We start from the raw sequence: 20,688 nt of genomic DNA on the forward strand, positions 1-20,688 counted from the left end.
TCCTCATGCCTGCTCCTCTTATCTGTCATTATTTAATTGGCCCACCAGGCAGTGGTAAATCTACCCTAGCTGGCCAGATGAGCCAGCTTATTCCCAATAGCCGAATTATTTCGAGTGATCAAATTCGGGGAAAACTTTATGGAGATGAACAAATCCAGGGAGATTGGGCAGAAATTGAACAAATTATTTTAGAAGAAATTCAAGCGGCGATCGCGCAGCAGCAACCTGTTATTTATGACGCGACGAATGCCAAGCGTGTTTGGCGGATGGGTTTGCTTCAGAAAATAGCTGATTTTGAAGCTCAGTGGGTTGCCTGGCATCTTAAAACTCCACGTCAGTTTTGCCAGAACTGGAATATGCAACGGGGACGGCAAGTCTCTCCAACAGTCCTGGATGATTTATTCCAGAGCTTAAAACACTTTCCACCTTTAGCCGCGGAGGGATTTTTTGCAATTTACGAGTTAAATCCAGCCCAGTTTCAAGATTTAATCAGTGAAGTCAAAAGCAAAATTAACCTCCTTCCTCGTAGCGTCACTAATCGCACAAACCGCACTCAGCATAGCCAGACTGTCTTACATCCCTACTCTAAATTGCTGGATTTTGATCGCCTTTTGCATTTGATTAGTTTGCTGATTCGCTACCCCGGTATTGGTAACTTACAGAGTACAAATCCAGATATCCTCCAGCAGCTCATTGGGGAAGAAATCCAGTTCCAAACAGAAATATCGGAAATATGTGCTATTTTGCAGCGTTTGTACGGCTCTATTTATGCAGATCCTAATGCTATCACCGCAGATATGGAATGGCTGGAAGCAAATAATTTTCTCAGCCCCATTGCTGTTAACCAAGAATTGGTAATTGCTGAAGTCGCAACTATTAATACTGCAACCCATCCATATTCTGACCGAGAAGCATTCAAAAGATTATTAACAACAATACGTTTCATTCTTCAAAATCCCTTTCAATGGAATTCTGATCAGGGCAGCTTGAGAAGCCTGGTTTCTGCTATGCAAAAGCAAGGATTAATTGATGGGAACCAGACGGATGCAATCCGCAAAGATATTGAACGTATACTCAAGCCGTTTCAGCTTCTACCAGAATTTGCCTTAAAACGTGGCTACTTTATTGGAACAGGCATTTTATCAGCATCCCAACTAACTAAGGTTTTTCATGTTCTGCAAGCCCAGGCTAAAAATTTACAAGACCCGATTGCCTTGGGAATTTTGGAAATATTTGACGAACGGATGAGGCAAAGCCAATTGAGTACTCAAGCTATCTACCCTATCCGTGCAATCTGCAATCGGACAATTGTTGACCCGCAGCTACTGCCTCAATCTGCCCTTGCTAGAGAAATCGAGAAACTGGAAGATGAAATTGAACAGGGGCAACTCTTAGAATTAAAACGTTTTTCCGGAGTTGGTCGTTACGCAGAAAAGCAAGAAGAATTCTTTCGCATCTGGCCCCTGCAAATTGTGTTTCATAACATTGGTTGGTATCTCGGTTTTGAAATCGCTGAAGGACAAAACCAAGGGCTATTACAATTTGAACGCCTAGATCGCTTATTTCGAGGCTATCCTCAATCAAATAAACGCGATCGCAGTCAGCAGGAAAAGTCTCTTAAAAAGCTCCAGTGTCTTTACCAAGCTTGTGGGGGACTTTACCTCGGTAAAAGCGTAGCCGATCAGCGTCAATTTTTGAGCAAATCCCTAAGCAATAGGGATGCAGTCTGTATAACTGTAGAACTTTGGTTCAATGACTACGCATTTCGATTCATCAGCGAAGGAACCCAACGATTTCCTATCACACAAATGAAGATGTCTCCACGGCTGTCTGACAGTCAAATTCCCCAGGGACTGGCTTCACTTTTTAGCCTATCTAAAAGCTCAGATCCTACTCATCCAAACCGATTTCGAGTAAAGTTACCCCGCTGGTCACTAGACGATATCGATCTCCGTCGCTGGATTTTAGGCTTTGGGGATCAGGTGAAAGTTGTTGAACCGCAAGAGTTAACCCAACAAATTCAGGGGATTGGAGTGGCGATCGCAAATCTCTACAGCTAACCGAAGTTTGGGTTTTGTCGTTAGGACATTACCAATTGCCAATAAGGATTGGATTTACAGCCAAGATTCAATAGGCAATGTACAAAGATTAGAATTTGTAATCAAGAATTTATCAGCTTAGTTAAATAATCCGTCACTCTATTGGGTAGAGAGCGTGCTACCAAAACTGAGCAAGATCCACCGTTTTGTCGCAGTTGGATTGGGGTTTAGGGCGTTGCATCACTTCTACAACTTTAATTCCAGACTAAAATTCCCGAACAATATCTTGCTCAATTCCTGAAAATCTAACCCAAACAACTGGGCTATACTAATCTTCGCCTTTTCGCACACAGGAATAATCAACTTCACCAAATGATAAGGTTGACTTTGATTTGTTGTTGAGGCAATCCTCAACGATTCCATGATTCCCCCTAAATCTCCCAATAGCTGCAAATCCTTGCCAATTGCTTGTTCAAACACTAACAAAATTAATTGTAATTTTCGGGTTAACTCAATAGGGATAGGTTTATATCCTAATTGGGGAGTAAGTGCAATTAAGTCGCTAATTCCTTGAATATTAACTCTATATTTCTCTATATCCTCTTCACCTTTAATTTCCTGTCCTAACCACCCGTCACAACGAGAACAAAATCCTGCAGGCGAAAACTTAGCCATTACAGGTAAACGTGAACCACAATGAGAACATTCTTCTATTAATCGCTGTTTGTGAATCAAACAAAATTCTAAATCCTTAAATGACCATAATAAGGGTTCATAGATAGTTTTGTTCTCCTGCATCCACTCTTGCCAACAACAAGGACACCAAGCACGATAGTTCCGAAATAACCCTTTGTCATAAATCATTCCTTTCCAGCTTAAAAGGGTCAAGAAACGTAAATCCTGACGCATTGTTAACTCTTCTAAGACCGTGACTAACTTCCCTGTCATTTCTCGCATTCCGTTGATAGCAGGTTTCGCATCGCTATTTCCCAATAGGTGACTCAGATTTTTTGCCAATAGCTCAGATTTATCCTCATCTTTGAGGATAAGTGGCGCAATTTCTCCCATAACGAGCTTTTGAGAGGTTAAACAATGCGCCTGCGCCAAACGATGGAGATAGCTACTAAGACTTTCTGCGTAGGGAGTTCCCACCGCCACAGGTTCAAGAGAGAATAACCGACTCCGTTGCGGTATTTCTAAAGGTTTTAGGTTCCAATTTTCTAAGTAAATAGTCATCCCTTTTGGATTAACCATTACGCTGGTACTTTAGTTTTAACAGCCGAATTTCAGGAATTAGTCTCCGATTCACTCTTAACCTCGATGCCGTAATTAACAAACAGATCGGAGACAGATATCTCCAAAGCTGCCGCTAACTTAACAATATTTTTTAACGAAGGGTTACGTTCCCCGTTTTCGATACCTGAGATGTAATTGCGATGAAGCCCTGACTTTTCAGCCAGTGCTTCTTGGGATAAATCTAGCTCTCGCCTTCGCCGCCTAATCGCTTTGCCAAAGCGGTACTCAATACTGGGGTATTTCTGCGTCACAAAACAATACTGAACCAGTATCGCGGTTAAATCCACACACTATTAGTAGATTTTTGCACACTATAAGTGTTACAAAGTTAAGTAGTATGGCATCTGCTAAACAAGTTCCTAACTTTATGGTCTGATTTTGATAGGTTCATAAAATCAAGTGCAAAGCGCTTAGTAAGGACTATATGAAAGAGCAATTTGAACAATGGGTTGCTCGCCTGCAGATATCCGAGGCAGGGCAAAAAATTATTGAGAAAGTTCGCTCATCTGAACCATCCCGTCGCGTTGGTGGCGGTAGTAAGAATGTTTCTGGACGCTACCCTAGTCGCAAGATGGGAGTCACGATTCAATTTGAGTCTCATCGGGTTGAACTGCCAGTTATCTATCTGTTAGAACATGATGAAGATGTTCTAGAATTCTACGATCAACCACCGCAAATTAAACTGGACTATCAAGCAAGTAACGGACGTAGATTAGGCGTTTTACACACCCCAGATTTCTTTGTCATCCGAACCAATTCGGCTGGTTGGGAAGAGTGTAAAACTGAGCAGGATTTGAAAAAACTAGCAGAGAAAAGCCCCAATCGTTACTTTTACTCTCAAGAAGATAATCAATGGCATTGTCCGCCAGGAGAAGCCTATGCTGACCAGTTTGGGCTTTATTACCAAATTCGTTCTGATAGAGAAATAAACTGGGTTCTGCAACGTAATCTGCAATTTTTAGAAGACTATTATCGCTCAGAATCCCTAGCAGTGGAAGACACAATTGCTCAATCATTACTTGCAATTGTGTCGTCTCAACCAGGAATCACTTTAGCAGAACTACTCAATCAGTCAACAGGAGCTAAATCTGACAATATCTACACCTTAATTGCTCTTGGGCAAATCTATTTTGATTTAAATGCTGCACCACTTGCTGAACCAGAAAGATGTCTCGTCTTCCGTGACGAACAGACTGCTAGTGCTTATAGATTAATGGTGGAGCAGCCAAGTGTAAATCTTCCGGCTATCTCTCCTGTAATCAATCTTGCTACTGGAACCCCTGTTAGTTGGGACGGCAAAGGTTTAAATATCATCCATGTTGGCGAAACAGAAGTTATACTTGGCGCAGAAAATAATCAGTTAATTGAACTCAAAAAATTTGTATTTGAGAATCTGGTTCGTCAAGGAAAAATCACCAGTCTCCAAACACCAGAAAAAACAGCTATTAGCACAGAATCTTGGCAGCGATTTTATCAAGCTAGTCCAGAAGACCAAGCAGAAGCTCTTGAACGCTACAAAACTATCGAGCCTTACTTAAACGGTCATCCCCCAGAAAACGAAACAATACCTGCTCGTACCATTCGTGACTGGAAAGCTAAATATCTAACTGCACTTCAAAAATACGGTTGCGGCTACATTGGGCTTTTGTCCCATCGCAGTGTCAAAGGTAATTGTCAGCGCAAGCTGCCCGAAGACACCTTAGCAATCATGAAGAAATTTATTTTAGAAGACTACGAAACTCTGAAACAAAAAAAAATGTGGGAGGTTTACGGGGCTTTAGTTCTAGCTTGCGAAAAATCTGCTGTAATTGCTCCGAGCTATAAAACATTTACTAAAGAAATAAAACGCCGTACTGGTTACCAACAGACTAAAAAACGCCAAGGTCGCCGTGCTGCTTATCAGTATGAATCTTTCTATTGGGAGCTTACCCAAACTACCCCAAGACACGGCGATCGCCCCTTAGAAATTGGACATATCGACCATACCCCGTTAGATGTAGAGCTAGCTTGCTCACGTACAGGTCGCAATCTTAACAAACCTTGGGCAACATTTCTCGTAGATGCTTATTCGCGGCGATTGCTGGCAGTTTACCTAACGTTTGACTCACCCTCATATCGTTCTTGCTTAATGGTGCTAAGAATTTGTGTCCAACGTCACGGTAGACTCCCGCAAATTGTAGTCGTAGATAACGGTACAGAGTTTCACAGCGTTTACTTCGAGACACTACTAGCTACTTTTGAATGTACAAAAAAGCAAAGACCCCCAGCCAAAGCTCGTTTTGGTTCGGTTTGCGAACGCCTATTTGGGACTGCCAATACTGAATTTGTTTATAACTTACGCGCTAATACACAAATAACTCGTAACGTCCGCCAAGTCACCAAGTCAGTTAACCCTAAAAATAAAGCTGTATGGACACTTGGTTTACTTTATGAATATCTTTGTGCTTGGGCTTACGAAGTTTACGATACAGACGAACATCCAGCACTTTTCCAAAGTCCGAGGGATGCGTTTGCAGCAGGTATGGCGATTGGTGGCAGTCGGCTTCACCGCATGATTCCTTACGATGAAAACTTTCAGATTCTTACCCTACCTACCACCTCAGAGGGGAAAGCAAAAGTTCAAGTTGGACGCGGTGTAAAAATTAACTACATCTACTACTGGTCTAATAGTTTCCGCGACCCGCAAATTGAAAATACCTCTGTTCCAATCAGATATGACCCGTTTAATATTGGCATCGCTTACGCCTTTGTTCGCGGACAGTGGGTACAGTGTATTTCTCAATATTATGCAGAATTCCAAGGTCGTTCAGAAAAAGAACTGAAGTTAGCTAGTATCGAGTTACGCAAACGCTCCTCAAATCATGCACAACAATCTAAAGTTTCGGCTAAGAATCTAGCAAAATTTTTAGCATCTGTAGAAGCACAAGAAGCTCTACTAGAACAGCGTTCCTATGACGCAGAAGCCAGGGAAGTCTTTAGGGTAATTGAGGGTGGAAAAGCGACAGCAAGCCGCAACGAACAACCAAAGGTTATTCAAGTTCCTTTTGAAAATACTGATACTCAAGTGGCTGAAGATGAAGCGCTCGTCCCAGAAACACTTGTAGTGTATGAGGAGTTTTAATTGTGACAAAATCTACTGGATTTCCGCTTGAACTCCTCACACGACCTGCTACAGAAAGGCTGGCTTACTTTGAGAATTACACCGTAGCGCATCCTCGGCTTAAAGAAGTCTATGAAATTCTCATACGAACAATTGCCGAACCCGCAGGGGCATCATTTATTTTTGTTTATGGGCCTAGCGGTGTTGGTAAAACAACTTTACGATTGCGTGTTGAGCAGAAATTAACAGAACTAGTATTACCATTACTGGAAAGCGACCGCGGTCGTGTTCCTGTTGTTGGTGTTGAAGCTATAGCCCCAGAATCAAGAAACTTCAACTGGAAAGATTACTACACACGCGCTTTAATCGCCTTAGAAGAACCTTTAATCGATCACAAGTTTGATTACGGTGTGCGTGGTATCTCTCGCGATAATTTTGGCAAAATCAATGTTGAGCCAAAAGTAGTTGCACCTGCTTTACGCAGAGCTTTAGAAAATGCTCTCATCCATCGTCATCCCGACGTATTTTTTGTAGATGAAGCCCAACATTTTGGCAAGATGGCAAGCGGGTACAAGCTGCAAGATCAATTAGACTGCCTCAAATCTCTAGCAAATATGACAGGGATTTTACACTGTCTATTAGGAACTTACGAATTACTGACATTCCGTAATTTAAGCGGTCAACTCTCACGCCGTAGCGTCGATATTCATTTCCGCCGTTATTGTGCTGAAAATCCAGAGGATGTACAAGCTTTCAAAAGTGTATTATTAACCTTCCAGCAGCAGATGCCGCTTGCAGAAGCTCCAGATTTAGTTAGTCATTGGGAATATTTTTACGAACGTACTTTAGGATGTGTTGGCATACTGAAAAATTGGTTAACACGCGCTCTTAAAGATGCTTTGGATCGAGAAGCAACAACAGTCACGCTCAAAGACTTACAAAAACGTGCTTGGTCGGTTGCTCAGTGTCAGAGAATGTTCAAGGAAATTCAAGAGGGTGAACGACAATTATCTGAAACAGAAACAGATATACAAAACTTACGCTCTGCATTAGGACTTGGAACAAAATCAATTGTGCTACCCGAAGAAACGCCAAAAACTACTCGTCCTCCAGGAAAGGTTGGTAAACGCAAACCAAAAAGAGATCCCATCGGAGTGCAACAAGATGTTAGCTAGTGCATTAGAAACATACGAATCTTGGGATTTAAAAAAGCTTTCTATTCCATCTCGTAGTCGCTTGTATCAATTACAGCCTGTTGGTATTGGTACTCCGTTGGTAGAAAGCTTAACTGGTTATATATCTCGGCTAGCAGAAGCCCATTGTGTAACCCCAAAAGCTTTAATATCCAGAGAACTTGTGTCCTTTATACCCAAGACTTACAAAACTACAAATCTTTTTGAAATGCGAAGTTTAACTGGGGCACTCAATGGAATAGGTACGATGGCTCTTGATTTAGTTACAGTGCTAGAGTCATTAACTCTACGTAGTGATTTGCGTTTTCTCTCTCTATTAACATGGGCTGGTATCTTTCCCCAAAGGAGATTACTTCGTGCTAGACGAGCTTGGTGTCCCTACTGTTATGAGGAGTGGTATTCCTCGAAAGACAAAGTAATTTACGAACCCTTAATTTGGTTTTTTGAGGCAGTTAAATTTTGTCATTGGCACAATCAGTCTTTATGCCAACAATGTCCTCATTGCCAACGACAGCTTCCTCCTCTTGCGTCTTATTCGAGACCAGGTTATTGCCCCTATTGCTTAGAATGGCTGGGCGTTACTGATAATTACCCATTTTCCGATAAAGCCCTACCGAGTAAGGAAGAGATTATCTGGCAAAAGTGGGTTATCAAGACTATTGGAGAATTAATTGCTAATACCCCTCACCTACCAAAACCTTTGCAAAGGGAAATAGTTGCTCAAGCGTTCTGTAGATACGTAAACCAATTTACTGAAGGAAACACAGCTGCTTTTGCCCGTATGCTCGACATTCCCAAAAACAAGGTTTGGATGTGGCAGATGGGAAAAGTCTTGCCAGAACTGAATGTAATTTTGAAGATCTGTTTTACTCTTCAGGTATCTGTGCTGGATTTCTTTACTCAAGAGACTGTTAAGGAGAATTATAGTCAATCTCCTGCTATACCTCAAAACCAACTAGGAGATAGCATTACAAAAAAGCTTGAAGTAAAATTCGATAGCGATCGCACTCAACAGTTACTTGAAGATTTGCTTCAAAATAATCAACAACCGTTACCTATGACGGTAGTAGCCAAACGCCTTGGATATCCTAAGCGAATTCTTTATAGACATTTCCCAGAGCTATGCCGAGCAATTTCAGCCCAGTATGTTAAGTATATGAAAGAATCTCGCATCAAACGAATTGAACAGTGCTGTGAGGAGGTAAAACAAGCGGTTAAGCAATTTTACACTGAAGGTATTTATCCTAGTGAAGCAGCTATTTCAAGGCTATTGGCTAAACCTGGATGTTTTCGTGATAAAGAAGTTCGCAATGCCCTTAGAGCAGCACGAAGAGAAATTGGTTTGGAACCATAACTTTGCCACTGTTTATTTGTGACTTAAAGGAAAAGATTGCCAAAAATTAAAGGATAAGCTTGCCGAACCTATAGCCAGACTGGTTTCGTGGTCAAATACCCGTCTTGCGAGAGTGCGATCGCAAAGCATAAAAATCCTCCAAAAGCCTACATTTAGCGTGGGACTCGCGGCAGACTTATTCTTGAATGAAATTTGACATTAATTCAGAATTAATCGACATAACAAGAGTTTCAGCCTTTACTGCGGCAAGCTTTTACTTTAAAAAACGGCAAACAATTCCTTTAAGTCACATTATTGGAAACATAAGCTTGCCGTTGCGGCAAAGTTATGGTTCCAGTCACAGTGACAAAAAACTGATAATTTAATTTTTTCATGGGGGTGGAGGGACTTGAACCCACACGACCTTTTACGATCAACGGATTTTCATTCTCTCGCAGCTTTCGCTACTGCCTAATAGTTTTCATAACTCTCGGCTTTGAGAATTGGACTCTCCCTTTACCCTCGACTTTAACGTTAGGGTAGCTCCCGTCGGGTCTCTGCACCTTCCCGCAATCAGAGATTTTGAGTTTTCAATTTTGGATTGTCACCAATCAAAAATTAAAAATCATTATCTGTTCTTGTGGGCTTGGCTCAGGATTGCCATGTCTGTAATCAGATTTAGGTTTCCCTGAGTTTGAGAGCTTACACTTACAAGATTTCTCTAGCAAGGCTCAGTTTTCTAAGTCCGTAGCGTCTACCATTCCGCCACACCCCCCTAATTTTGAGTTAGGAGTTGATTTGATTGAGAGGTAGTAAATACTCTCTCATACATTTCAGCATTAATTACGTTTTTTGTGCAACTAGATTTAATAATTTTGTTCACAAAAAGCAATTGTACTGAATTGGTGACTATGCCAAATAGTTGTTGAACTAACAACAGTATTTACTAGCTTTTTTGCGATCGCCACCTAAGAGTAGCATCCCTATTTAATTAGGTAGCTTTAACTCCTTTCGCAAAAGCCTTAACAAAATTAACACATCAAATTATGAATTGCAAGTACCACCGCCAAATAATTTGTCGATAACAATATCTAATACCAACCCCAAGAAAATTATATGCCCCATGCCCCATGCCCCATGCCCCATCCCCAATGCCCCATTATCCATATTTCGCCATTCAGCCTATGATGGAAAATAGATGTAATCAACCATCTTGTCTATCACAGAAGCGAAAATTATGATTGTAGCCCTGCTGTATCTGGCTTTGGCTGGAGCTTATTTGTTAGTTCTTCCAGTGGCTGTGCTGTTTTATCTCAAACTGCGCTGGTATGCAGCTAGTTCTATAGAGCGCACCATCATGTACTTTCTGGTGTTCTTCTTCTTTCCAGGATTGTTGGTTTTATCGCCATTTGTAAATATTCGACCCCAGCGCCGACAAATTGAAGTTTAACAACATTGGTAGGTCATAATTCTCATGCGACGCATTGATGCTATAGGAATCGGCTTTGGCGTTTTTGTTGCTGGAGGCATAGCATATCTAGGCTTACAGCTAGTAGGTTTAGATAATCAACAAGCTGGTATTTGGAGCCAAGTCTTGCTAGTCAGTTGTTTGCTGGGTTGGCTAGCTACCTATGTTTTTCGTGCGGTGGGTAAAAAAATGACCTACCATCAACAACGCGAAGATTATGAACAGGCGTTTTTCCAAAAGCGGCTAGACGAACTCACCCCCGAAGAACTAGCCAAACTGCAAGCAGAAGTTGAACAGGAAAGACAAAGTCAACGTTAGGAATTTATAAGTAAAAAATATTACCGAAGGTATTGTTGACTGTTGACTGTTGACTGTTGACTGTTGACTGTTGACTGTTGACGACTTGAAGGGAATAATTGATTTTTTTGAGTTTCCTGATTAGGTTGATTGGTCGTTGGTTCGGTGTACGTTGTTTGGTAGGATATGACAACTAACTCTTGAATCTTGACCGTACTAATTTTAGATTTTAGATTTTAGATTTTAGATTATTTCGCCAAAGCCGACACTTAAGGGTGAAACCAGTCCAAAATCCAAAATTTAAAATGTTGAAACCCTGTACGCTAGTGTTCGGGGTAAATCCAAAATCCAAAATTTAAAATCCAAAATCAATTGACCAATGACTGCTATTTCCGACTGCTTTGAAACTCTAGGACGCAATCAAGAATGCGCGCTGATTCCGTTTATTACGGCGGGCGATCCAGATTTAGCAACAACGGCAGCCGCATTGCGAATACTAGACCGCAGTGGAGCAGATATTATTGAACTTGGGGTTCCCTACTCCGATCCTTTGGCAGATGGCCCGGTAATTCAAGCAGCTGCTACCCGCGCCTTAGAACGGGGAACTACCCTCGATGCAGTACTGGAAATGTTGCAAAAAACTACTCCAGATTTAAAATCGCCTATTGTCCTGTTTACCTACTACAACCCAATTATGCATCGGGGAATTGATAAGTTTCTCGAAGAAATTGCTGCGGCTGGGGTAGCCGGTTTGGTAGTACCAGATTTACCTTTGGAAGAAGCTGCTGTGTTACTGGAACCAGCTAGCAAGATGGGAATTGACTTAATTTTATTAATAGCACCGACTAGTTCTGTCGAACGCATAGAAGCGATCGCTCGCGCTTCCCAAGGATTTATTTATTTAGTCAGTGTTACCGGTGTCACTGGGATGAGAGCGCAGATAGAAACACGAGTTTCAGATTTACTCAAAGAAATACGTAATTTTACAGATAAGCCCATTGGCGTAGGTTTTGGAATTTCGCAAGTAGAGCAAGCCCGTCAAGTCAGAGATTGGGGCGCAGATGCGGCAATTGTGGGCAGCGCTTTTGTCAACCGTTTAGCCGAAGGGACACCGGAAGCAGGGTTAAATGCGATCGCGGAATTTTGCCAAAGTCTCAAAGCAAATCTCCAAGCAAAATAGCATTAGTATAAATACTAGTCTTGATGACTAGGGAAAAGTAGATTAAAAATATATAACAGTGTAGTTTTTTTGCTGGAGATTGGTAGATAATTTAACAGATATAATATTGAATATAAGCAGCACATATGATGCTGTGCTAAAACTACCTGGGAACATCGCTGATACTTTGGGTATTATGTGAAGTGTAAGTAAACTAAAAAATATGAGTGTGAGAGTGAGTCAGTTAAAAATGATAATTATTACGTCGCAGTTGAGGGGCTTAGGCGATGAGTGAGAGTATGGCATTTATCGGTGGAGTCGCCGTAGCTGGTTTAGCGGCTCTAGTATTGCTCAAAGGGGCAGGTAATAATTCTCTACAACCTAATTTTGCGGTTACCCCACAGATGCCTACTGTTGTAGCACCTCAGGTGATGACACCGCCCCAGTATCCCTATGGGCAACCGATGTATCCCAATAACCAGCCCCCAACTGCTCCTAATTCAGATCAGCGAGCTGAATTAGAAACGCTAAAGTCGGAGATGGCGCGGTTAAGAAGCGATAACGAGCAGTTGAGAACCCAAAATCAACAACTCCAGTGGCAATTCCAAAGCTACAATCAGCAGCAACAACAACTGCAATTCGCCCAACAAAATAATCAGAAAAACGCTCTACAACCGCAAAATCCTTGGTGGTCTTCACCTATAGTTTGGGCGGTAGGCGGTATGACTTTAACCATTGGTGGTGGCGTTGTTGTTGCTGGTGTATTGGCTTTGTTTTCTCCAAAACAGCGCTCTGCCCGGACTGTACAAGTAATTCACCCCTACCAAGGGCAAACATCGCCTTTAGTTCCCATACGTCGGGCTGAGTTTTTACCGCCACGGATGGAAGCAAGACGGGTAGAAACAGCAGAATATGACGATGTACATTAACGTCAAACTATAGTGGTTAGCAGGGTTAGCAACTACCCCTATATCTCATATTGAATAATACACATTAAGAGTAACTCGCATTTTCACTTCAGAAATGGAAGCAGATGTGAGTATTTTTATATACATATATAGACAGATAAAAAGAGCGATCGCCAAGTGCAAATTTGACCGAAGAAAGGCAGAAGTCAGAAGGTGAGTCACTGTCCCCTCTGCCTTATTACTAGGACTTACGCACTGAAGCCTGAAACCCCGATCCCCCCTAACCCCCCTTAAAAAGGGGGGAAAGTCTAAAGCCCCCTTTTTAAGGGGGTTGGGGGATCTGAGCGCGTAAGTTCTGATTACAAGAGACAATTGATTACTTATTCAGCAGCAACCGTCCGAAATCGAGAACAAATCGGACGGTATTTTTTATTACTAAATATGAGTAACAGTGACGTTTAGGGATTGGCAACTATAAAAGTATCGCATTGTTCAGGATCGCCGGTTTGTATACCCCGTTGGAACCAGCGGACTCTTTGGGCTGAACTTCCATGAGTAAAAGACTCTGGAATAGCATACCCTTGTGCTTGACTTTGCAAGCGATCGTCTCCAATACTGCTAGCAGCATTTAACGCTTCATCAATGTCGCCAGCTTCGACAATTTGCCGCGAGCGATCGGCATGATGTGCCCAAACGCCGGCGAAACAGTCTGCTTGTAACTCTTGGCGAACTGAAAGTTGATTGGCTTCTAAGCGATCGCCTTGACGCTGTAATGAGCGCACGCGATCGGAAATACCCAGAAGATTCTGCACGTGGTGTCCTACCTCATGAGCAATTACATAAGCTTGAGCAAAGTCTCCTGGCGCTTGGTAGCGATTTTTCAAATCTTTGTAAAAGCTTAAGTCTATATAGAGCTTTTGATCGCTAGGACAATAGAAGGGGCCGACAGCCGATCGCGTAAACCCACAAGCTGACTCCACCGCATCGGAAAACAGAACTAAGGTTGGTTCGCGATATGTTCTTCCTTGCTGCTGAAACAGACTGCGCCATGTATCTTCAGTATCAGCCAAGACAACCGAAACAAAATCAGCTAGCCTATCTTCTGTAGCCGAGCGTTGGGTTTGCGGAGCTTGGGAGTAAGGGCGATCGCTTGGTTGTTGTGTTTGCTCCCAAAAAGCACCGGGATCGCCACCCAATAAGACAACAATTAGCGATAAAATTGCCGCGCCAATTCCACCTCCCACCACAGGAGCCGAAAGCCGAGTTCCGCGCCTGTCTTCAACATTGGTGCTTCTACGCCCAAATTCCCAACGCATAACCTAGAGTCTCCCAACTACTTAATCTGACATCAGTGAAGAAAGTACATAAACCCATAGCGATCAATCAGGAAAAATCGCACTAGGCTAGACTTGCCATAATTAAGTACAAATATTAGAAATTCTCTAAATCAAAATCTTCTGCCCAAGGGACAACAATGATGAGACATGCACTCTGACTGAGGGAACTAATTTATTAGCGCATAAACTCGGATTTTTCACTAAACTCTGACTTTTGTTAGAGGGATAAATAATTTTTTCCAGTTAGTCTTAATTTGTAATCAAAAGAGTCATTGGCTTGATTTAATCACTAAATCCATAATTTCATTGATAGGTTAATTTCCGAGAGAAACTAACTAAAGTTTCTCATGGGATTAGCTAAATTTGGAGTGAGCCAAGGATATCTCGACAATCTGGAAATCATCGATAATTTTACCAAGGGAGTATTGGCATGAAAAATGTGATTTCTAATGCGATCGCTTATATTAGTTCTTTGTTTCAAGGATTTCAAGTTAAGCGTTTTTTATCTGTTGTCTTTGTTGGTTTAATTGTCCTGACAACCAATGTAGATCATGGACGCAATAGCGCCTACATTGACGATACTGGACGCAGTAGTAAAGAGTTGCGCGACCAAGTTCGCGAAAGAGTATCAGAAAATGATGCTCAAAGACCAAAAACTACAGGTCAATGGAATCGAGAAGCGCGGGAAACAAAAGGCGCACCTGGTGAACGTTTACAACGGATTGGTCAACAATCGGCAGAAGCTTTTAAAGAATTTGGCTCTGGCTATGTAGAAGGTGCTAAGGAAACTGCTGGCGGTGTTAAGGATAGTGCAGCCAAAGCAGGTAGCAATATCTCTAACTCAGTGCAACGCTAAATTCTAATTAGTGTGATTGCTATCTAATTTTTGCATAAAACGTAGGGTGTGTTACCGCGAAGCGTAACGCACCGTTTTCGCTGAAATTTTTTCAAAAATCAAATTCGGATTTTTATATGATTTTTCTGTTATTAAAAACGAAAATCGATAATCATTAATAACTGAATCAGTAGGAGTAATCCTAAGGCAATCCAAGAAATGAGATTGAGACGTTTGCTAGCTATAGGGTGTTGGCTTTTCTTGATTATCCAGGCAAAAATCTGCAAGGTTGTAGCTAGAAATAACAATGCAATTAGAATAAAAAAACCAAGCCCAGGGCTATAGAGAAAAAATCCCATCCAATCTAAGGGTTTTACTCCAGGTGCCATACCCAGAAGAATGAGGTAAAGGATAAGAATTCCACTAATAGCAGCAAGGATAAAAAATAATATTAAAGTACCGACGTTCATCTATGATGCAATTTCAATCACTAATTGCATCATAGATTACTAGTATAAAAATTCAAACTCTCTGCCTGGCTTGCATAGCTAACACGCCTCTACTATGCAAACTCACGCACCAATTTTTAACCTAACCACTCAGGATTTTTTGCTGTACTATCAAATTGACTAGTAGTCTTAAATAGCTCATACTGACCTTTTAACGCGACTTCACGAGTCCGATTGAGCAGTTCCCTGACTTGTTGTTGACTCATTGGTTGAAAAGTACGTACTGCCTCAAATGCTTGGTTGAGAATTTCCATACTTTCCATACCAGTAATTACCGTTGAAGTGGGCAAATTTATCGCGTAGTGAAGACATTCTATGGGTTTTACTGTATTACTCTTGAGAATATTTTGGTCACCCATTGATTTCATACCCAATACACCGATTTCATCTTTGACAAGTCTGGGTAAAACTTGACGTTCAAAACTCCGGAAGTGGGCATCCATAACGTTTAACGGCATCTGCACTGCATCAAAGCGGAAGTTATTTTGCGCCGCAACATCCAGCATTCTTAAATGCACTAACGGATCTTTGTGTCCAGTAAAGCCAATGTAGCGAACCTTTCCCGCTTTTTGTGCCTCTAATACAGCTTCCATTGCGCCACCGGGGGCAAATATGCGGTCTGGGTCTTCCATACGGATGATTTCATGATGCTGTAATAAATCAATCCGGTCTGTTTGTAAGCGTTTGAGAGAATCGTTAATTTGCTGAGTAGCGGCTTGTTTAGTGCGTCCGTCAATTTTGGTCATCAAGAAAGCTTTTTGTCGGTAACCGTCTTTTAAGGCTTTCCCCATGCGAATTTCACTACCGCCGTTATGGTAGTCCCAGCTATTATCCATGAAATTAATACCGCGATCGATGGCAGTGCGGACAAGGCGGATACCTTCTTCTTCTTCTTTTGGTCTACCAATATGGTGACCGCCTAAACCAATAACAGATATTTTTTCGCCCGTGCGTCCTAAGGTTCTGTAGATCATTTCGCCGCTTCTTGTCTGGCTTGTTGTTTGAGTGGAAGCTGGTCTAGTTTGGGCTGAGGCTTCGGAAAACAATGCTTCTGCACCTGCTAATCCGAGTGCAACTAAACCAGAAGTAGAAGCTACTTTAAATAAATCTCGTCTGCTAATATCCACAAATTTAATGTTCCCAATCGTTTATAGCTCGTTTTCATAGAGTTACACGGGGAAAATTGAGCTACATCTAACTGTTGAGAGAAAACAGCAGTCATCTAGGGGTATAGATAAATGGGCATGGGGCATGGGGCATGGGAAAAACAAATTTTTATCTTTTGTTGTGGGTTTTTCCCATACGAGGGGCTAGAGACTAGAGGAAAAGGATTTTTTAGTGATTAGCTTTAGTTGAAAATTTAGCAGGAAAGCGATCGCTCTCAATATTAATATACAGCATTTAACATGCTACTTGTGAAGATCTGACGATCGCAACTACACCGATATATCTTCATAAGGGCGAATATTTTGGCATCATAATTGCAAAGCTTCAATATACCTCTTGCAAAAGTCCTAATTTTCACATTCTTCTCTGGGTCTGGGCGTCTGGGCGTGAGCTTTTCAAATCTATATACACCAGATTCGATGTTTATGAACTATAGCAGCTGAAGCAAATTCAAAGTTTAAAAAGCATCTCTAAAATTGGTGTACCTCACTTATCTCAAAAGCTTTCTTCAGAGATTTTAAAATTTTGTTAATTATTTACACAATCAGCTTGCTAATTTCCTTGTTTCTTGGGAAATTGTGGATAAATAAGAGTTTATATTCCTGCCAAACATGCTAAGACCATTCTCTTCGCTCAAATCAGAATTTTTATTTGCGAAAAATAAATATTGAGTTTCCCATCCATATAAAACATGAAAAATGGTAATGGAAATGCCTTACAAAACCTGCATATGTACGGCATATTCATAGCTAAATGTAAGCTTTAGTAAGCTTTAAGTGTAGCTAGTTTTTACAAAAATTTAATCGGATTTTTAGAGATTTAAAAGTTTTTAATCTTTCTTATTTGAGAAAAGCTGAACTAAAAATATGAACAAGGCTCACAAGCTCAATAACAACCTATTGGTAGAGTCTTCCAATATCATTGTTCCAACTAGATTAGGTTCTTTAGAACAATCTCTAGTGGCACAAGCATTGAATATTGTTTCCCAAGGTGACTTAACAGAAGGCGACTTAAATTTATGGACTACCTTTGCTTCTGATGGGGCAAATACTCAAATCAGCTATGACAGTAACTATCTGAAAGCTGGAACAAAATCCCTGAAATTTGTGACTAATAGTGGTTTTGATACCGGGATTAGATATAATGTCCCACAGAATAGTTATTTAGATCTTAGCCAGGAAAATTACCTTTTTTTCTGGGCTTATGCAATCAATAATAATCCCTTCGGTTTCCAGGGTAACCAACCAATTATTGAAATCAACAGTCCGACTGGTTCGATTCGCTACGAACCCCAAAATAATTTAATGGTAAATGACGGATGGCGCAAGTATGCTATCCCCTTAAATGGAGACAGTCAGTGGGTAAAAACGATCGCAGGTCAGCCCGATATTTCAAAAGTGACTTCTTTTGAGATCCATCAAGATACTTGGGACTATGGATTTACCGTTTATTATGACGGAATAGAATTTGTCAATTTTGATAATAATTATCTACCTCCCCAAGGGCCGCCACCACCAGCAAACGTTAATCCTGATGCGATCGCCCCGAAAATTCTGCTATACGTCTTTGATCCAATTATGGAAAATAAAGGCGGTCAGCGACAGCATCAAGCCTATGGATGGGACGATCCGGTTTTGCTCACCAATCAGGTGATTAAAGATTTACAAACCAGTAGTCATGGATTAGTTAACTATCAACTAGCTGATATTCAAATTGTAGATAAACATCCTTATTTTGAGGATGGATTTCAGCATACTGATGAAAGTTTTGACCAAGCTTGGAACATTCGTGATTTTCATAATTCTCAGTTTGACTATAGTCGATTTATTCAAGAAAACAACCTAACCAAGCGGATTGATAGTGGGGAAATTGATGAAGTTTGGATTTATGCTGGCCCGATCGCTGGGTTGTGGGAATCGACAATGGCGGGGCAGGGTGCTTACTGGATTAACGGCCCAGTGCAAAATGCTAATAGCGATCGCGCTTACCCAATTATGGGATTTAACTTTGAACGCGGGGTAGGAGAAGCCTTACACTCCTTTGGACACCGCGCAGAATCGGTGATGGATCATATATATGGGCCCCAATCGCCGAATCTCAATAATAATTGGAATAAATTTACTTTTCAGGATCGTTATCAAACAGGATTAGGTGGTGTAGGAAATATCCATTTTCCTGTTAATGGAGTCAGCGACTATGATTATGCCAATACAAAATTTGTCAACAGCAATGCTGATGATTGGTATAACTATCCTAATTTTCAAGGGATAACTCGCTCTTTTAATTACCGTGAGTGGTCACCCAATGGAACAGACCCCCAACGGGAATATTTGAATTGGTGGTATGACCATTTACCTCATTTTAGCGGACGAGGAACAGATTATTATCTCAACAACTGGTGGCGATATATTACCGATATCAACCAATTCAAATTCAGCAATGGCAACCTTTATTTAACCACAGGTATTCCGACTGTCGCTATTAAGACTCTAGAGAAGAATCTGGGAAAAGGAACATTTGAAATTTTAGCAGATGCCTCGGTGGATGGGGCATTAGGAAGAGTAGATTTATATGTAGATGGCAGTTACTTTGCCACTGATACTTTATTTCCTTATACCTTCAATCTTCCCTTGAATCAATTAGTAGGCAATCATGTCTTAGTGGCTAAGGCTTACGAATTACAGAATGGGACAGAAAGTATTTCTAGTACAAAATACATTACCATTGGTACCAACGGTAATGATACCCTTTCTGGCACAACCAACAACGACAAAATAGAAGGATTAGGTGGTAGCGATCGCCTATTTGGTTTAGCAGGTAACGATACCTTAGATGGCGGTTCTGGCCAAGACACCATGACTGGGGGGACAGGAGATGATATCTATGTATCTGACAATAGTGGCGATCGGATAGTCGAAAACGCTAACGAAGGCACAGATACTGTTAGGTCATCTATCAGCTATACCTTGGGTAATAATCTGGAAAATTTAATCTTAACTGGTACCAGCAACTTATCAGGTAACGGTAATCTACTTAATAATTTGATTACTGGTAATAGTGGTAATAATACATTAGATGGCAAAGCAGGATCTGACATTATGTCAGGTGGTTTAGGCAACGATACTTATGTAGTTGATAGCCTTGGTGATATCGTCAGCGAAAATGCCAATGAAGGTACAGATACCGTTAAATCTGCAATTAACTACACCTTAGAAAATCACCTAGAACGGCTAACCTTGACTGGTACAGCTAACATTAACGGTACAGGTAACAGCCTCAATAATATCATCGTCGGTAACAGTGGTAATAATAAGCTCACTGGTGGCGATGGTAACGATCTCCTTGATGGAAAAGCTGGTAATGACACAATCTCAGGTGGTTTAGGCAACGATACTTATGTAGTTGATAGCCTTGGTGATATCGTCAGCGAAAATGCCAATGAAGGTACAGATACCGTTAAATCTGCAATTAACTACACCTTAGAAAATCACCTAGAACGGCTAACCTTGACTGGTACAGCCAACATTAACGGCACGGGTAACAGTCTCAATAATATCATCGTCGGTAACAGTGGTAATAATAAGCTCAATGGTGGCGATGGCAATGATAGCTTAAACGGAGCTTCAGGAAATGATACTTTAATTGGCGGGTTAAATAATGATACGCTAACTGGTGGTAGCGGGTTTGATTACTTTACCTTTAACACTCCCAATCAAGGAATTGACAGAATTAACGACTTTGTTGTGGGAGAAGATAAAATTGCTATTTCTGCCGCTAGTTTTGGTGGAGGATTAACCAAGGAAGTCGCACTGACAGCAGAACAATTTATTATTGGCACAACTCGCACTACACAATATCAGCGATTTATCTATAATCAAACTGATGGCAAACTGTGGTTTGATGTGGACGGAACTGGTAGCAGCAGTCAAGTTCAAATAGCTACTCTCAGTAAGTGGCTGAAATTGAGCAATAATGACTTTACTATCTTGTAAGCGACTGCTACTTTAAAATATGACAACACTGCGATCGCCTTAGATGAATTGCGAT

General features: G+C 41.2%; 14 protein-coding genes. 10 read left to right on the forward strand and 4 right to left on the reverse strand.

From position 1 onward, the window contains the following. Nucleotides 1–5: 5 nt before the first annotated feature. The gene (locus H6G08_RS10795; RefSeq protein WP_190541566.1) at nt 6–2,060 is read left to right on the forward strand and encodes an AAA family ATPase; all 2,055 of its coding nucleotides are present in this window, start codon (nt 6–8) and stop codon (nt 2,058–2,060) included. 225 nt (nt 2,061–2,285) lie between these two features. Here H6G08_RS10795 and H6G08_RS10800 read toward each other — a convergent pair whose 3' ends face one another. Together H6G08_RS10800 and H6G08_RS10805 are read right to left on the reverse strand one after the other, a co-directional pair. Then, nucleotides 2,286–3,293 carry a TniQ family protein gene (locus tag H6G08_RS10800; protein WP_242045762.1) on the reverse strand — a complete coding sequence of 336 codons (1,008 nt, stop codon included), beginning with the start codon at nt 3,291–3,293 and terminating at the stop codon, nt 2,286–2,288. A gap of 32 nt (nt 3,294–3,325) precedes the next feature. Further along, nucleotides 3,326–3,586, reverse strand: coding sequence for a helix-turn-helix domain-containing protein (locus tag H6G08_RS10805; protein WP_190541569.1), 261 nt, complete (start codon nt 3,584–3,586; stop codon nt 3,326–3,328). Between the two features lie 173 nt (nt 3,587–3,759). Between H6G08_RS10805 and H6G08_RS10810 the strand changes: the two genes are divergently transcribed. The 7 genes from H6G08_RS10810 (at nt 3,760) to H6G08_RS10840 (ending at nt 12,814) form a co-directional block, all read left to right on the forward strand. Then, nucleotides 3,760–6,456, forward strand: a complete 2,697-nt coding sequence (locus H6G08_RS10810; RefSeq protein ID WP_190541572.1) for a TnsB C-terminal domain-containing protein — start codon at nt 3,760–3,762, stop codon at nt 6,454–6,456. A 2-nt stretch (nt 6,457–6,458) separates the two neighbouring features. Then, a complete protein-coding gene (locus tag H6G08_RS10815; RefSeq protein WP_190541575.1) occupies nt 6,459–7,610 on the forward strand; it encodes an ATP-binding protein in 1,152 nt (383 codons plus the stop codon). Then, nucleotides 7,600–8,982, forward strand: a complete 1,383-nt coding sequence (locus H6G08_RS10820; protein WP_190541578.1) for a TniQ family protein — start codon at nt 7,600–7,602, stop codon at nt 8,980–8,982. Before H6G08_RS10815 ends, H6G08_RS10820 begins: the two co-directional genes overlap by 11 nt. Before the next feature lie 1,216 nt (nt 8,983–10,198). After that, nucleotides 10,199–10,411, forward strand: coding sequence for an NAD(P)H-quinone oxidoreductase subunit L (gene ndhL, locus H6G08_RS10825; RefSeq protein WP_096647603.1), 213 nt, complete (start codon nt 10,199–10,201; stop codon nt 10,409–10,411). A gap of 24 nt (nt 10,412–10,435) precedes the next feature. Next, nucleotides 10,436–10,747: a DUF3007 family protein gene (locus tag H6G08_RS10830; protein ID WP_190541581.1), complete on the forward strand. Its 312-nt coding sequence runs from the start codon at nt 10,436–10,438 to the stop codon at nt 10,745–10,747. 358 nt (nt 10,748–11,105) lie between these two features. Beyond that, on the forward strand, nt 11,106–11,906 hold the full coding sequence (gene trpA, locus H6G08_RS10835; protein WP_190541584.1) for a tryptophan synthase subunit alpha: 801 nt from the start codon (nt 11,106–11,108) through the stop codon (nt 11,904–11,906). Between the two features lie 266 nt (nt 11,907–12,172). Further along, the gene (locus tag H6G08_RS10840) at nt 12,173–12,814 is read left to right on the forward strand and encodes a heterocyst differentiation related protein (protein WP_190541587.1); all 642 of its coding nucleotides are present in this window, start codon (nt 12,173–12,175) and stop codon (nt 12,812–12,814) included. A gap of 437 nt (nt 12,815–13,251) precedes the next feature. Here H6G08_RS10840 and ypfJ read toward each other — a convergent pair whose 3' ends face one another. Further along, nucleotides 13,252–14,109 (reverse strand): KPN_02809 family neutral zinc metallopeptidase, encoded by an 858-nt coding sequence (ypfJ, locus tag H6G08_RS10845; RefSeq protein ID WP_190541589.1) that lies wholly within the window; start codon nt 14,107–14,109, stop codon nt 13,252–13,254. A gap of 451 nt (nt 14,110–14,560) precedes the next feature. On the opposite strand from ypfJ, the gene H6G08_RS10850 reads away from it, so the two are divergent. Beyond that, complete coding sequence (locus H6G08_RS10850; RefSeq protein ID WP_190541592.1) at nt 14,561–14,986, forward strand: hypothetical protein; 426 nt, start codon at nt 14,561–14,563, stop codon at nt 14,984–14,986. 565 nt (nt 14,987–15,551) lie between these two features. Here H6G08_RS10850 and H6G08_RS10860 read toward each other — a convergent pair. After that, a complete protein-coding gene (locus tag H6G08_RS10860) occupies nt 15,552–16,601 on the reverse strand; it encodes an aldo/keto reductase (RefSeq protein ID WP_190541598.1) in 1,050 nt (349 codons plus the stop codon). A gap of 906 nt (nt 16,602–17,507) precedes the next feature. Here H6G08_RS10860 and H6G08_RS10865 point away from each other — a divergent pair. Further along, the gene (locus H6G08_RS10865) at nt 17,508–20,633 is read left to right on the forward strand and encodes a calcium-binding protein (protein WP_190541601.1); all 3,126 of its coding nucleotides are present in this window, start codon (nt 17,508–17,510) and stop codon (nt 20,631–20,633) included. Nucleotides 20,634–20,688: the final 55 nt, after the last annotated feature.

It is taken from the genome of Calothrix anomala FACHB-343 (assembly GCF_014696435.1).
Classification (GTDB): domain Bacteria; phylum Cyanobacteriota; class Cyanobacteriia; order Cyanobacteriales; family Nostocaceae; genus Aulosira; species Aulosira anomala_A.

Coding starts and splice junctions, on each gene's coding strand:
- H6G08_RS10795 (WP_190541566.1), top strand. CDS start 6: ATGCCTGCTCCTCTTATCTGTCATTATTTAATTGGCCCACCAGGCAGT.
- H6G08_RS10800 (WP_242045762.1), bottom strand. CDS start 3,293: ATGGTTAATCCAAAAGGGATGACTATTTACTTAGAAAATTGGAACCTA.
- H6G08_RS10810 (WP_190541572.1), top strand. CDS start 3,760: ATGAAAGAGCAATTTGAACAATGGGTTGCTCGCCTGCAGATATCCGAG.
- H6G08_RS10820 (WP_190541578.1), top strand. CDS start 7,600: ATGTTAGCTAGTGCATTAGAAACATACGAATCTTGGGATTTAAAAAAG.
- ndhL (WP_096647603.1), top strand. CDS start 10,199: ATGATTGTAGCCCTGCTGTATCTGGCTTTGGCTGGAGCTTATTTGTTA.
- H6G08_RS10830 (WP_190541581.1), top strand. CDS start 10,436: ATGCGACGCATTGATGCTATAGGAATCGGCTTTGGCGTTTTTGTTGCT.
- trpA (WP_190541584.1), top strand. CDS start 11,106: ATGACTGCTATTTCCGACTGCTTTGAAACTCTAGGACGCAATCAAGAA.
- H6G08_RS10840 (WP_190541587.1), top strand. CDS start 12,173: ATGAGTGAGAGTATGGCATTTATCGGTGGAGTCGCCGTAGCTGGTTTA.
- ypfJ (WP_190541589.1), bottom strand. CDS start 14,109: ATGCGTTGGGAATTTGGGCGTAGAAGCACCAATGTTGAAGACAGGCGC.
- H6G08_RS10850 (WP_190541592.1), top strand. CDS start 14,561: ATGAAAAATGTGATTTCTAATGCGATCGCTTATATTAGTTCTTTGTTT.
- H6G08_RS10865 (WP_190541601.1), top strand. CDS start 17,508: ATGAACAAGGCTCACAAGCTCAATAACAACCTATTGGTAGAGTCTTCC.